Consider the following 14,396-nt stretch of genomic DNA (forward strand, 5'->3'; position numbering starts at 1 on the left):
AAACCTCGGTGTAAAATCGACTCATTCCTGAGAGAGTGTGTACCCCACATCATTTTTTCGACATGGTAAAGTTCTTTGTTATGTCATATTGAATTCTGCATTCACCTAAAGTCTCTAATTTTGAGCAACAACACTCCCTCACTGATGGTTGCGAAATCTTTTAAGATCTATCTACATTTACCCTGCGTCCGACTCAATCACGACGCTCGCGACCCAGCGCTTTTGGTTTAAACTAATGAACAGAACACATCTTCCAAACAACTGGTTGAACATGCTTACAAAGCCTGAATGCATCCATTAGCAAATGAACAATAAATTTTCTATTGAAAGATCAAACGACTCGATCCACTCAATGCCGAGACAATATCACGCATACTCGAGTTTACAACTAACTGCTCTTGCCTTAACTTTTCTAGAACATAAAAAAATAGTATTCAGCTAGTGTTAAGATTTTTTTCACTTAATTAAGTGTCGAGTAAGCAACTTCTTATAATGAATCTGGTCGCGTTCGATTTGTAGGTTTATACATCAAGCTAAATAAGGACCATAAGAAAGATCGCCGCGCGTCATCACATCTTTAGAAAACCAACGCTAAGCATTGACTTATAATTAAGAGTACTATCACTGTGTAATGCTACTACAACTATCAAATGACGGTTTTTATTTTACTATGCATGAAACAAAACACAATCTGGTATCTACCCTAGCAACGATACTATTCACTCTTTGTCTTGTTGTAAGTTTGTTCTCTAGAAACCTAGGCGAGTATTCGTTCGACCTTATTATTATATTCATTATTATTGTGACGCTGGCTAAAGCAACACCTTGGTCATGGAACACCCTTAGCTATCATACGGGGTTCTATAAATGGGTATATTTTTTTTACTTTTGGATATTTTTAACGATTCTATTAAACCCTCCAATTCATGTAAAAAGTTTTGGATATTTGTTAGAGTTTCTTTGGATTCCAGCTTTGCCATTATTTGCTCGCGTACTTTCTTTGTGGCGTCCAGAAAAATTTTTTGTTCCGGCCTTTGCTATCATCACTTCGATTTCCGTGTCCGCCATAATTGCACATTATTTTTTGGTACCAGAAAACCCTAATTTTTTTGGCTACCCAAATCGGCTCCAAGGGACATTTACAAATATAAATTTTTTAGCGCATTCTTATTTTTTAGTATTTCTTTTGGTATTAGGTCTGTTGGTCACGCACATTCAATCAAACCAGAGGCGCTTGGCTCTTATCTTAGGTTTTACAGCCCTAACTCTACTCTTATCCCTATTTTTGACATTTACCCGGACAATATGGATATCAGTAATACTGGCAATGCCTATTATGTGCTTCCTCGTAAACAAGAGGACTGCCCTGAGAATATTTTTAGCTTCGTGTGTAATTTTCGGAACGTTATTTATCTCGGACGCAGGAGGAACCAGGGGGCGCATTGTCCAAACTCTCTCAACAAATAAGGGCGACACGATTAGACTTACTCTGTGGAGAACTTCTCTAAAAATTTTCCGTGACAACCCCATTTTTGGAGTTGGCTATATGAACAATAAACGGGATATCATGACGTACCTTAAAAAGTACGAGGAGCAGAATGTTACAACAGAATTTGACACACATCCGCACAATGAAATTCTATCGTTTCTAGCAGGGACTGGCCTTATAGGAACGGTTCTGTACATAGGTAACTTCGTACTCTTCTTTTTACTTGGCTTAAAATCATTTCGGTTGGTCGGCTTGAATGAGCCGGTAAAAAGAGGACTTCTACTTGGGGCAATCACTATACAGCCAGCTTTTTTGATTGCAGGTTTCGCAGATAATAACTTCGAAATTCACGTCGCCCGCAATTGGCTGGTTATCTCCTGGGCTATTTTAATTTGGATCGCTACTGAGACCAAAACTACTATAAATATAAATATTAAAAAACTATATAGAAAACCCGCTGTCACAAGGTAAGGGACTCTGAAGATGTTGTGTCACCGCACCATTGCTTGCCATGCACAATTTAATCTTGCTCAAGTCCTTATAAATAAATAAATTGCCACAATGAAACATTTCATTGTGTGTGATCTGGACGACTGCCTCTTAAAAACAGACTTGCTATACGAACAATGGCTTGTACTGCTTAAATCAAAGCCTCTGGTATTTTTGGCAAGCCCATTCTGGCTCATTTATGGCAAGGCGCACTTTAAGACGAAACTTGCACAGCACGTTCCGCAGACTCCACACCTCGTTCCCCTTAGAAATGACGTTGTCACTTATTTGAAGGAACAACGCGATCTAAATAAGTGTGACTTGATACTCGCCTCGGCTAGTCCCTATGTTTGGGTAAACGAGATCTCTCAACGCTTAGACCTTTTTAGCCACGTTATTGGAAGTGACGCAAACACAAACCTAAAGGGTCTACAGAAGTTGAATGCGATTAAAAGCTCCATAGGCTCAACACCGTTTTCGTACGTGGGCGATGCTTTCGCTGATCTAGCCATCTGGCGCGAATCGACAGAAGTCGTTGCTGTAAATCCTTCAAAGGCTTTACAGCATCAGATTGCAAAGTTAAATAAGCCAACAACCATTCTCAAAGACGAAACAAAACCCACTTGGAAGTTGCTTGCCAAGCAGATTCGGCCGCATCAGTGGATAAAAAACATCTTAGTTTTTTTACCTGCCTTGGCTGGACATAAATTCTTAAATTATCAAACTATACTTCTAGGCTTATTGGCTTTCGCTGGATTTAGTCTGGCTGCTTCTTTCGTCTATGTTTTGAATGACCTTCTTGATCTAAAATCCGATAGAAACCACCACACTAAAAAATATCGTCCCTTCGCTTCTGGCGATCTTAAGATAAAATGGGGAGTTCTACTCTTATCCTCCCTTTTACTCGGAGTTGCTTTAATTTCATCGTATTTGCCGATTCAATACTCTGGTTGGATAATAACTTATCTTACACTCAATCTCGCTTACTCATTTTATCTTAAACAAAGTGTCGTTGTAGATATCTTAATTCTATCTATGATGTACACGCTGCGCATCTTTGCTGGGTCAGCGGCAACAAGCGTTCCCGTTTCAGAATGGCTGTTAAGTTTTTCAACCTTGTTTTTCTTCAGCCTCGCCTGCGTGAAACGGTATACGGAGATTATACGCAGTAAAAATAAGATCACTCTGGACGGAAGAGGCTACCGACAAATTGACTATCCCATGGTTCAGGGGTTGGGAGTTGGGTCAGGGCTCTTATCAGTTTTAATAGTCTTGCTCTACCTTCAAAGCAGCGATGTTAGATCTCTTTATAGCACTCCTCAAAATCTTTGGTTCACCACGCCAGTACTGTTATTCTGGATCTCTCGCATCTGGATATTGACCAATCGCGATGAGATCCACGACGATCCTGTTGTCTTTGCCGTTAAAGACAAAATTAGTTGGATTTGTTTGGCAATACTAGGTCTTGTATTCGGGACAGCTTTGTAATGGATTATCCGAGCTGGGGTTTTTACCCCGTTATAAAAAATCAAAGTGTTTACACTGTGCCAAGCCGAAATGCACAGATTCCTTCATTTGGTTCCTCCAGCCTACCTCGGGGGCTAGGTCGCTCTTACGGGGATTCATGCTTAAATGAAGACGGTACTTTATTGCTATCCAATCAATTAACCCACTTTATCTCCTTCGATGAAAATACAGGCATACTCCGCTGTGAGGCCGGAATAAGTTTCGATGAAATTCTTCAGTTTGCTGTCCCTCGTGGATGGTTTCTCCCCGTCACTCCAGGCACAAAGTTTGTGACTGTTGGCGGAGCTATCGCCAACGATGTTCATGGAAAGAACCATCATCGCGCAGGGAATTTCGGGCATCATGTTTTATCGTTTGAACTGATTCGTTCAACAGGTGAAAGAATAGTTTGCTCACGTAGCAGTCATAGTGATTTCTTTTTCGCTACGATTGGCGGGTTGGGTTTGACGGGATTAATAACCTGGGCTGAGTTTCGACTCACGAAAATTCTTTCTTCTTCAATCACCCAAGAACAAATCCAATTCAATTCCTTGAGTGAATTCTTCGTACTGTCAGAACAATCAGAGAAAGAATTTGAGTTCACTGTATCTTGGGTTGACTGCGTAACTGACAGCAAAGACGTGCGTGGGATCTTTATTCGCGGAAATTATTCCGACTCTGCTGAATCTAATAGTCTTTCAGTGCACAAAACAGAAACATTTAAAAACATTCCACTGTTTTTTCCCGATTGGATCTTAAATAGCTTTTCGATACGCGCATTCAACGAACTTTATTATCGAAAAAATCTTACTTCCCGCAAAAGGAATATTGTTCACTACGAGCCGTTTTTTTATCCGTTGGATTCTATCTATAACTGGAATAAAATTTACGGAAAAAGGGGCTTCTTGCAATACCAATTCGTCATCCCATATAAACAAGATGCGGGTGCAGCTCTCAAAGAAATTTTCAATCTACTTAAGAGAAGCCAAATGGGGTCATTCTTGGCGGTTTTAAAAACATTTGGCTCCATTCCGTCGGAAGGATTACTCTCTTTCCCGAAAGAAGGCGTAACACTTGCACTTGATTTTCCAAATCATGGAGAAACGCTTTACAGAACGCTCGAACAGTGTGATCAGATCGTTCGTTCCGTGAAAGGTGCTGTATATCCAGCGAAAGACGCTCGTATGAGCAAAGAAAGTTTTGCGGAGTTCTATCCCCGAATCAATGAATTTGAAAAGTATATTGATCCGAATTTTTCCTCTAGCTTCTGGAGACGTGTAAAATGAAAAAAATCCTAGTCATCGGTGCCACTTCAGCGATAGCGCAAGAAGTAGCTAAATTGTACGCGACGGAGAAAGAAGAGCTGATTCTTTGGGGCCGCAACCCCCAGATGCTTCAAATTATTGCTCAAGATCTTAAAGTCAGAGGAAGCTCAAAAATTTCTGTCGTAAGCCATGATCTAAATGACCTTTCAGTACATGCTTCAAAAATAGAAGAAATTTGGAGTGAACATATCAATATAGATATCGTATTCTTAGCTCACGGTGTTTTGGGAGATCCTAGAAAAGCCGAAATTGATCAAGATGAAATGTTAAATATTTTAACTAGCAATTTTATTTCTCACGCCTCTTTATTAACCTATATTGCACAGAAAATGGCGCGACAGACCTTCGGCACTATCGCTGTCATTTCCTCTGTCGCCGGTGACAGAGGAAAGCAATCAAACTATGTCTATGGCTCTGCCAAAGCTGGCATGACTGCATTTACGGATGGCCTAAGAAATCGTCTGTACCCTACGGGGGTGCACGTACTCAATATCAAGCTTGGCCCTGTAGACACCCCGATGACGAAAGATCACAAAAAAACGCCTTTGTTCGGGAAAGCACCTGCTGTAGCTAAGGGAATAGTGACGGCGATAGAAAAAAAGAAGAACACCGTCTATTTAACTCCTATCTGGCGTTTGATCATGTTCATCATTAATAACATTCCAGAGACAATTTTTAAGCGCCTTAAACTTTAAGGGGCCTTTTCAACAGGGAAAAAGAATAGATCAAAGTACTTGTTTGTTCCAGATTTCTCTCTCAAGGCTTCTCTGGCGCTATCTAAGGAATATGATTTTTCTTCGATAGGATCAAAAACCATATAGTCAAGCCCCTCGAAGTTCTTAAAAATATCTCGGTCTCCACCGATATTAACGGTATTGCACTCCACAAGAACTACGGGTCTGTACTTACGCAGACTCTTCGTCGCCCCCTTAAGGACATCGAATTCATGCTCTTGAACGTCAATCTTAATTAGATCTACTTGCTTTAGACCGCGATCAGATACAAACCTATCCACAGTTGTAAGTTGAACATTCACTTGCTCTAGCCCTGTCTGCCCACCAGGAATACTCTCCTGATTGAGTGAATTACCCCCATGATTCTCGGAGTCCAGATAAAGTACGCCACTGCCAACGTCACCAGAAACCGCATATGGCAAAATTTCAATATTAGATATTCTGTTGCTCACCACGCTGGCAGTAAGACATTCCCTAGCATTTTCATCTGGATCGAACGCGTAAGCTTTTATTTCCGAACTTTGCATTGAGGCTACGATAGAGAAAATTCCAATATTCGCACCGATATCAAGAAAAACACCCTCTTGCCCTAAAACTTTTTTAATAAACTTTTGATTGTAAGGCTCGTAACTGGAAACACCCCAGTGCATTAAATGGTATGAGGGCCCGTACAGATCGCCCAAGAAAAGATAAAATTTCTTGCCCTGATATTTTACGTACGCAATCCCCTTTGACTTAATTCCAAACGACCGCTTAATCCAGCGTGGCTTGTTGAATTGAAGTAAGAGAAAATTACGAACGGGCTCTAAAATCATGCGTAAATCTTTCAGGGTTTTCTCAAATGAAAAACATACACTGCCAAACTTTCACAAGTCTACAAAATGACTGCCGGAATTTGGGTGACGCCATGCAATGATTCTGTTTTGGCGCTGGCATTCTGAGTTCTTAGTGATTTCATCTGCATTTATAAACGGCAAAAAATTCAGTATTTCGTTCGAAAACGTATGCCGATTTAAACGCACTTTTAAATTGATCATCAAACAACGGCTTTTCAGTATAAAAGCTCAAGATGCTCCAAGGCTCTTCCCCTTTCGGAAAAACAAAATAGGAGCGACAAGACTTTATTTCCGCTATCGTAGAATCCGGAATACTTATACCTGACGCTGCCATGTCCATCAGAGCGGCGCCGTCTAGAAGCATTCCCTTATTACGACCAATTAACGCGGATTTATAAAAAGTGGATTCATAGGTTTTGTTTCCCGCGAAACCTAGTTCAACATTACCTGGTAAAGACGTCGCTAGGTTCAAAAGATCCGAGAACTCTCTTTCTCGCACGGATGTTTGTGCAAGAAATTTAGCAATTTGTTTTTGTCTGTTAACGCCGTTAATAGCTAGCGTTAACAAAAACGCAGCAGCGAAAAGATGAAATCTTGAACGCCCCAAAGAATCCATTGAAAAATATTGTTGGATGGCCAACCACAATATTAACGGAACAAAGGGTAAAAAATGATGCTGACCCGCTCCCGGCTTACTTGCAACGACGGCGACCAAGAACGATACGACACACAAAGCGATAAACGAGAGCTTAAATTTTTCGTTAAAACGCGAAAAATACAAAAATAATAAAAAGCTCGCAACAAAGCTAATATTCTTTAAGAAAATTTCAAGTACCAATCCATGTTTTGATGCCATTTGAAGCCACAACAAATAATTCTCAGCTCCAATGTTAGGTAATAGAAAGGGCATCACGAGCGCACAAAGAAATGCAATCGCCGCCAACAGAATTTTGGTCCAATATCGTCGGAATCTATAAGTTTCAAAAAAATAAACTGCGACGGGAACAAAATAAAGGCATGCATGAAGTTTACTATTAGCAGCCAAACCAGCTAATAATCCTACAAGTAGAGAAGTCCCCCAGAAACTGATTCTAGGCGCGAAGCTCACAACCGTGAAGGCACAAAATAAATTAGCCATGATATAACTATCAGGACGATTCCAATAACTGAAATTGTAGTATCCCAAGAGAGCAAGAGGAATAACGCAAATACTTAATAGTTTCTGAAAAGCCGAGCCTTTGATCTTCGTGCTTAAAATATAAGTGCAGCCTACTAACAAGAATAGGTTGATCACACCCGGCAACTTCGCCGCTAAAATCATATTACTGATAAGCGATTGAAAAAAAGCCACGACCAAATACGGCCAAGGACCGTATAACAAAGAATATCTCGATGGCGCACTTAATTCTGTGTAGATCTCAAGCCCCTTTCCATAAAGGGCTCCCACAGATGCAATATTTGCTTCCGCATGGTCGAAGATCAATGGCGTGAACAAATAGCCTAAGCTCGTTAGGAGCAACCATCCGCACCCTATAAGCAGAGCCCCCTTCAATAGAAAATCCAACGTCCTAGAGACGACATGAAATTTTTTGAAATAATAGCCGACGATCACAAACAATAAAAAATTGATAAGGAGTGATGAGATCATGAAAATAACTCCACGCTATTGGAAAGCTTTCTCTAAAATGTAATCGCCTAATATTGGAGGCACTTCATCCTCCCAGAATTGGGATCCATCGTCATCTTCCTGAATTGTAGCCTGAAGTATTGCTGCAGAGCCTCACAAAAGAAATTGCCCACTCCTTAAGCACCTTGGGAGCTGCAATTAATCGAATAATAAATTCCCGTACGCTTCTTCGGAAAATACTGAATCTATGACGGCCTTGTCTACCAGCTCGACCGACGGACGTTTACAAACAGTGTCCAAAAAGCGGTAATACTCATGATGTACATTGATAAATTTTGTTAAAACGCTCGGTAAACAGTACAGCGGCTTATCATGGGAAGTCCTTGCGATTTCCTTCGCGAGTTCGCCGTTTTTAACGTTTAAGGACTTGATGAACACAGGGACTCTTCCGTAAATCATGCGCTGTGATTCGCTCAACGAGGAAAATCTGAATCCGTCATTTCTTTCTCCCTTGGATGAGAAGAAGTCGTCACTAAAAACATGCTTTTTGTAAAATGAGATCGTCATGGCAGGCTTATGATCACCGAAAATTACAAATATGACTGGCCGACTGTTCTTTTGCGCCAATTCATAAACTTGTTTTTGAAATCTTAAAAACTCTTTTAAAGATTTTTCTAACTTAGCCTTGTAATCGCCCTCTCCCCCATCATCCTCCACCTCTTTGTAGGGGCCATGCGTATGAATAGTAATAAGAAATGCGAATGTGTTCTTTTTCCCATCAAGATTAGATTTATACTGTTTCAGTGCACTTTCGAACAAAATGTCGTCTTCAGGGGTCACCGATAAATCCGGCCAGTTCATCTCTTCTAAGAAAATAGACTTCTGAAAACCAAATTTAGGGTGAACTAAATCCCTGCGCCAAAAGAAACCTTTGTTGTTATGAGCAGAAAAAGATGAGTATCCATTTTTTACGAATACTCGTGGAAGCCCCATGGCTTCATGTGAGTAACTTTCTGCAAAGTACTGAAAATCAATCCCTTTATATCTTTGACTTGGAAGACCAGTCAAAACTTCAAACTCTGCCTCCGCTGTCATTCCACCATATACCGGGGAAATCATTGTGGATCGTTCGAAGCCCTCTTTTTCTAATTCAGCCATTGGAGTTACAAACTTCGACGAAGAACTCGTATAGCACGATTCACACAAAATCAAAAAAACATCAGGCTTTAAAGGAGCATGTGGCGAAACTGCTATCTGTCTTTCACCTAACCGAGCAGGTCCTTTAGCTGGAATCTGCCCCATCGGAAGGGTTAAAAACACATGATTTAAGATGCCATTTTCTTTGATGTTTGTTGCAAAATTCCAATCGACGTAATGAACCTTGGCGAGAGAAAAAAGAAAGCTGATCGGGTTGCTCGTACTTTGTGTGGGATTACGTTCCTGTACACATGACGTTGTCACAAGCAACACGGCCGGTAAGAAGGCCAATTGACGCTTTCGCAGTGCAAATCCTTTAACAAAACAAAATACCAGCCCAATTCCAAGAGCGGGAATCAGAAAATCCGTGTAACCTTTCAAAAAAAAAGCCTGCTTCCAAGCAAAAATATCCGAAGCCTCAAAGGCCGTATTCGTGTGCGACATTTTCATTATGTGAACTCTTAACAGAATTGATTCGATCAAAAAGACAGTTATAGCCGAATAGTAAGGTCGCAAAACTATCAAAAAGGAAAAGTAAAGTAGCCATGGAAGAATTAATTTGGATGGTAAAATATATCCGAACACTATCCCCTGTAAAGACAAGCTTAAGATACTAAGAAGTACTAACCCTAAGGGGGACTGATATTTACAATGCCATCTCATTTCCATAACGAAGCCCTTCAGTAGCAGCCATATTCTAACGACCGTACCACATCTTTCAGATCAATCTCCTAGCGTAAAGCAATAAAACCACCCATTCCAGAGATTTTCATGCAAACAGATCTGTAATCCGAGTTTTTTCTGGTCCTCGACGTATAAACAATTTATTTTTACATAAACAAATATAGTTTGTTTTTGGAGAAGCCGACTTTTAGCATTTTTCTACAAAAGAAAAGGAGTTCTTTTATGTCAAAAAAAATCGTTTTTATTTCAATTCTTGCCGTCTGCTTCCTTGGTTTTAAAGGTAAAGACAGCTTCAAAACGTTGGGTTTAAAGTTTTCAGCACCAACTGTATTTGGGAAAACCAACGTAACTAACCCAGAACCAGGAGAAATCGTTTATGACTCATCGGATAATAAATTCTGGGGTTACGATACGTCTAACAACTGGGTTGAACTAAGCAGTGGATCAGCGATCGTACCCGTCGGCGTGGTACTACCGTTCGGTGGCACTACTCCGCCAAATGGCTATCGCTTTGCAAATGGCGACCTTCTTAATATTGCTGATTATCCAGATTTATTTGCTGCTATTGGCACGGCATTCGGTGGTGACGGCGTATCGACATTCCGCCTACCAGATCTTCGTGGCCGCTTTTTACGTGGCGTTGATGGTGGCACAGGAAGAGATCCAGATGCTGGCAGCCGTTCAGCTATGAACACTGGTGGTAATGCCGGTAATGCGGTGGGTTCAATTCAAGCCGATCAGTTACGTTCACATACACATAGTTTCACTGTTGGCCTGTCTGGTGGCGGTACGGTTCCAGCGAATGGAGCGGGTAGCTACGTTTCCAATACGACTTCTGCAGCTGGCGGCAGCGAGACTCGTCCTGTTAATGCTTACGTAAACTTTATCGTAAAAGTAAACTAAGCTTAAATTTTACGGGGGCGATTCAGCCCTCGTAAAAACTTCTTAAAACCCCCGTCAACTCCTCCACCGACGAGTGCCCCGCATAATACCCCTGATACCATTTCGCCGTCTCAACCAGCGCGCGAGACAAATCCCACTGCGGTTTCCAACCAAGCTCCGTCAAAGCCAGCTCACTATTCAGCTGACCATGAATCGAAAGAGATTTCGAGGAATCCGCGACAGAGACCGAAGACCAAGTCTTCCCCCACGCCTCACTAAACTCTTTCATCACTTCGCCAACCGACTCATATTCGGAGGCGCCCAAATTATAGGTCGCCGACGAAAGCTTAGGGCCTTTTTCAAAAAGCCCCTGAGCCACAGACAAAATCCCCGAAACCTGATCCAAAACATGGATCCAAGGTCGGACGGATTGAGGATTGCGAACTTCAAAAGTTTTCTTTCCCAAAAAACTTTGCACCGCTTGAAAAATCAAACCTTCAGAAGAAAAATCCCCGCCACCTATGGCCGAAGAAATCCGCGCTGTCGCGATAGCCACTTTATGTTTATTATATTTCTCTGGAGAGAAAAACGAATCACGATACGAAAGCGCAATAAATTCAGAACAAAGTTTCGACGTCGCAAAAATTCCCGAAGGCCCCACCGCAGACGATTCGCTCACCGCTGCATTATCGTTAGCACGGACATAAGCTTTATCTGTACCCAATACGACAACGGATCGAACCGACGCCGTTTCACGAAGAAGCTCCATCAACTGCGCTGTTCCCAACACAGATTTAGAGATCAATTCTAATGGTCGTTGCTCGCCGTCTTTTAAAAATCCCGTCTCACCAAGATGAAGAACGACGTCGGCTTGCGCAAATTGCAAAGCCTGACGCAAAGATTCTTCGTTGCGAAGATCTCCGTACGTCATAGCAATGGTCTGTCCAAGGTTTGTAAGATCAAAAAGATTTGGCGAAGATTCTAAAGATTCACCAAAACCAAAAACTTGTGCTCCGAGGTGCTGAAGAGATAAAGCCGTCCACGCTCCTAAAAAAGAGTTCGGGTAAGTTAAAAAAACCCGTTTGCCTTTCCAAAAAGCCGCGGACGTTGAAGAATTCATCTAAGAACCTAAAAGTCCCTGTTCGACACCTTGATTACGATGTTCCGGATGCACCCAGTGCGCAAGCACCTGCCCCTGAAACTTCCAGTAAAATCCAATCGGATCTGTATCAAAGATAGCCACGCGAAGCTCGCCCTTACCTTCAGTTGCCTTCATTTTAAGCAAAGTCTGCGCAAGAGATTCTTGATTAAGACTTCCGGTGCTCGCCGCCGGAATGCAGTGCTCTTCATAAAGACGAGCCAACAAAGAAAGCTCGACCAAGTTGTAAAGCGATTCGCGAATAAAATATTTATCAGAGTGCAGTGACTTCATAGATATTTAGGGTATCGAGGGAAATGTATGGGAGGTATCTTTTTCGGCAGGAAACATCGCAGCAGGACCACCGCCAGGTGACTTTCCTGGAGCTTACGACGACAACCCGACAAGGCGAAACATTTAAGTCTTCGCAAATAGCTTCGACTTCCGTGGCTGTGTCGCGCGGACTCCAAGAAATACTTAACTACGGTACGGGATCCAATCCGAAAAGAGTACTTAAGTTCCTGTAAGGATGTTGACGGTTGCCAAAGGTCAGCAATGAGGACTAATCTTTGGGACCAATACATTTTGTCAATCGTCCCATAATCTTGAGTGTTCATCACGGAGGACGTCATGGAAACTACCGGAGAAAAAATCCAAGTCACCGCCAACGTCGGTGACGAAAGAATTCAAAATGGAGTCGTTTACATCAAGTGGTTCGCGCCACCTGAAAAGATGTCTCAAGCTTTAAAAAAGCTCGCACTCTTTTGGGGAATCGCCTTGGTCTCTGTTTTAATCCCCGTCTTTCACTTTGTAAGTGTGCCCTTATTCTTTGGCCTTGGAATTTTCTTCGCCCTCCGAAGCTACAAGAGTGAAGGAAAAGTTTTAAGTGGCGCGGTTCCATGCCCTCACTGTTTACACGAAGTCCAAGTGAAGCCGGCAGAGCTTCAGTGGCCGATTTCAGAGATCTGCCAGAATTGTGCTCGCGTAGTCAGAATGGAAAAATCTGTTGTGTAAGTACGCAAAAAACTTCTATGCTGACAAAGCATGAAACACGCTTTTGGCATTTTAGTTTATTTGTTACTCTTCACATCCCAAGCTTACTCTCAAGGAATGATGGAGGGACTTACTCCCCCCGGCCAACAACGAACTATTCTTTCGTATACAGGTTTGTTTTTTGATAAAGCGGAGTTCCCGCAAGAGCGCGCATCGACATCTTATCAATCGTTCGACTTTACCACGCCCGTTTATAAAACTGACTTGCAGTCGGTCTCTTTGAACTTAAGCGGCTCTCAATATCTCGTCGATCCCGCGCAAAATGAAATCTACGGCCTTTACGATATTAAATTTGGCTTAGGATATACGCGTGTGATCGATGATAAGCGCCTATGGTCCGTCAATGCACGCTACGGTTCCGCAAGTGACAGACCTTTTGAAAGTGCCGACGTCACCACTTTGGGAGTCACCGCATTTTATTCTTATCCCGATGATGAATCCAGTCGCTGGCTTTTGCTTGTCGACTATTCAAACAACCGCCCGATTCTAAATAATATTCCATTGCCGGGTTTTGCTTACTTCTACAATCCATCAAAAGAATTTCGTTCGGTGCTAGGAATTCCTTTTGCGACCTTCAACTGGCAATTTGCTGAAAAGTACGGTTGGGATTTTTTCACGTTGGTCCCTTGGATCATCAAGACGTCGGTGTATTACAAAGTCACCGACTTCGCGAAGCTTTACGCCGGCGTGGATTTTTCACAAATCACGTACTATCTTTATGGAAGACAAAACAAAGACGACCGTCTTTTCTATGATGACAAAAAAATCTTCGTCGGAATTAAATCCCCGATCAGCAAACAAATCTTCGCCGATCTAGAAGCCGGCCACTCCTTCGACCGTCGTTTCTTTATAGACGAAAACTACGTTCCCGATCCCGACAATGCCGTGTCGATTGGAAACGCCTTTTACTTTAAGCTGAGCCTAAGATTCATACTCTGACCCAAAATCCCATGTCCGAGACTTGATTGCCCCGCCAAGAGCGGGGCTTTTTATTAACAAGTTATTCAATCACACAACTTGCATTGCCATCCAAGTATTGACCAATTCTATAATTATGTATATACAATATATGACTGTATTTTGAATGCATCCTTTACGTGGTCTACACTTCTAGGAGGTCAGGATATGAAGAAAAAATCGAGTATCATCGAATTATCAGTGCCCGAATTGCTAGTAAAAATGAAAGGCAAGCGTATAGCCAGAAAGGTTGATGATAAAGATATCGACTTTTCTGAGATGCCGGAGCTTTCCAAAAACCAGCTTAAAAAAATGAAAAGAGCTGGGCGCCCGCTTTTGGGAGACGTACCTAGGAAAGCCATTTCTATCCGGGTGGATGAGAACGTATTAAAGAAACTAAAAGCAAAGGCTAAGAACAAGGATATTCCTTACCAAAGCCTCATCAATGAAATTCTAAAGAAAGCGGTTGGATAACCAGA

General features: G+C 41.9%; 13 protein-coding genes. 8 read left to right on the plus strand and 5 right to left on the minus strand.

Annotated features, from left to right (window positions below; translation table 11 throughout):
* Positions 1–631 precede the first annotated feature (631 nt).
* From AZI87_RS13130 to AZI87_RS13145, 4 genes are all read left to right on the plus strand, one after another.
* Positions 632–1,960, plus strand: a complete 1,329-nt coding sequence (locus tag AZI87_RS13130; protein ID WP_063208015.1) for an O-antigen ligase family protein — start codon at positions 632–634, stop codon at positions 1,958–1,960.
* 90 nt (positions 1,961–2,050) lie between these two features.
* Entirely contained in the window at positions 2,051–3,466 is a 1,416-nt protein-coding gene (locus AZI87_RS13135; RefSeq protein WP_063208018.1) for a UbiA family prenyltransferase, read from the plus strand.
* 56 nt (positions 3,467–3,522) lie between these two features.
* Entirely contained in the window at positions 3,523–4,770 is a 1,248-nt protein-coding gene (locus AZI87_RS13140) for an FAD-binding oxidoreductase (protein WP_216635268.1), read from the plus strand.
* Positions 4,767–5,504 (plus strand): SDR family oxidoreductase, encoded by a 738-nt coding sequence (locus AZI87_RS13145; RefSeq protein WP_063208024.1) that lies wholly within the window; start codon positions 4,767–4,769, stop codon positions 5,502–5,504. Before AZI87_RS13140 ends, AZI87_RS13145 begins: the two co-directional genes overlap by 4 nt.
* Here the strand turns inward: AZI87_RS13145 and AZI87_RS13150 are convergent.
* The 3 genes from AZI87_RS13150 to AZI87_RS13160 all read right to left on the minus strand — a co-directional run bounded on the left by AZI87_RS13150 (position 5,501) and on the right by AZI87_RS13160 (position 9,686).
* Entirely contained in the window at positions 5,501–6,358 is an 858-nt protein-coding gene (locus AZI87_RS13150; protein ID WP_063208027.1) for an FkbM family methyltransferase, read from the minus strand. The genes AZI87_RS13145 and AZI87_RS13150 overlap by 4 nt on opposite strands.
* Before the next feature lie 139 nt (positions 6,359–6,497).
* Positions 6,498–7,943, minus strand: a complete 1,446-nt coding sequence (locus tag AZI87_RS13155) for a hypothetical protein (RefSeq protein WP_155722571.1) — start codon at positions 7,941–7,943, stop codon at positions 6,498–6,500.
* Between the two features lie 261 nt (positions 7,944–8,204).
* The gene (locus AZI87_RS13160) at positions 8,205–9,686 is read right to left on the minus strand and encodes an LTA synthase family protein (protein ID WP_253696812.1); all 1,482 of its coding nucleotides are present in this window, start codon (positions 9,684–9,686) and stop codon (positions 8,205–8,207) included.
* A gap of 423 nt (positions 9,687–10,109) precedes the next feature.
* Between AZI87_RS13160 and AZI87_RS13165 the strand changes: the two genes are divergently transcribed.
* On the plus strand, positions 10,110–10,790 hold the full coding sequence (locus AZI87_RS13165) for a phage tail protein (RefSeq protein WP_063208035.1): 681 nt from the start codon (positions 10,110–10,112) through the stop codon (positions 10,788–10,790).
* Between the two features lie 22 nt (positions 10,791–10,812).
* Here the strand turns inward: AZI87_RS13165 and AZI87_RS13170 are convergent, their stop codons facing one another.
* Together AZI87_RS13170 and AZI87_RS13175 are read right to left on the minus strand one after the other, a co-directional pair.
* The gene (locus AZI87_RS13170; RefSeq protein ID WP_063208038.1) at positions 10,813–11,889 is read right to left on the minus strand and encodes an NAD-dependent epimerase/dehydratase family protein; all 1,077 of its coding nucleotides are present in this window, start codon (positions 11,887–11,889) and stop codon (positions 10,813–10,815) included.
* The gene (locus AZI87_RS13175) at positions 11,890–12,201 is read right to left on the minus strand and encodes a hypothetical protein (protein WP_063208041.1); all 312 of its coding nucleotides are present in this window, start codon (positions 12,199–12,201) and stop codon (positions 11,890–11,892) included.
* 336 nt (positions 12,202–12,537) lie between these two features.
* Here AZI87_RS13175 and AZI87_RS13180 point away from each other — a divergent pair, with 336 nt between their 5' ends.
* The 3 genes from AZI87_RS13180 (at position 12,538) to AZI87_RS13190 (ending at position 14,391) form a co-directional block, all read left to right on the plus strand.
* The gene (locus AZI87_RS13180; RefSeq protein ID WP_063208044.1) at positions 12,538–12,921 is read left to right on the plus strand and encodes a hypothetical protein; all 384 of its coding nucleotides are present in this window, start codon (positions 12,538–12,540) and stop codon (positions 12,919–12,921) included.
* Positions 12,922–12,951: 30 nt separating this feature from the next.
* Positions 12,952–13,899, plus strand: coding sequence for a hypothetical protein (locus AZI87_RS13185; RefSeq protein WP_063208047.1), 948 nt, complete (start codon positions 12,952–12,954; stop codon positions 13,897–13,899).
* 186 nt (positions 13,900–14,085) lie between these two features.
* Positions 14,086–14,391, plus strand: a complete 306-nt coding sequence (locus tag AZI87_RS13190) for a BrnA antitoxin family protein (RefSeq protein ID WP_063208050.1) — start codon at positions 14,086–14,088, stop codon at positions 14,389–14,391.
* Positions 14,392–14,396 lie beyond the last annotated feature (5 nt).

Origin of the sequence: Bdellovibrio bacteriovorus, assembly GCF_001592745.1 — a bacterium.
GTDB lineage: Bacteria > Bdellovibrionota > Bdellovibrionia > Bdellovibrionales > Bdellovibrionaceae > Bdellovibrio > Bdellovibrio bacteriovorus_B.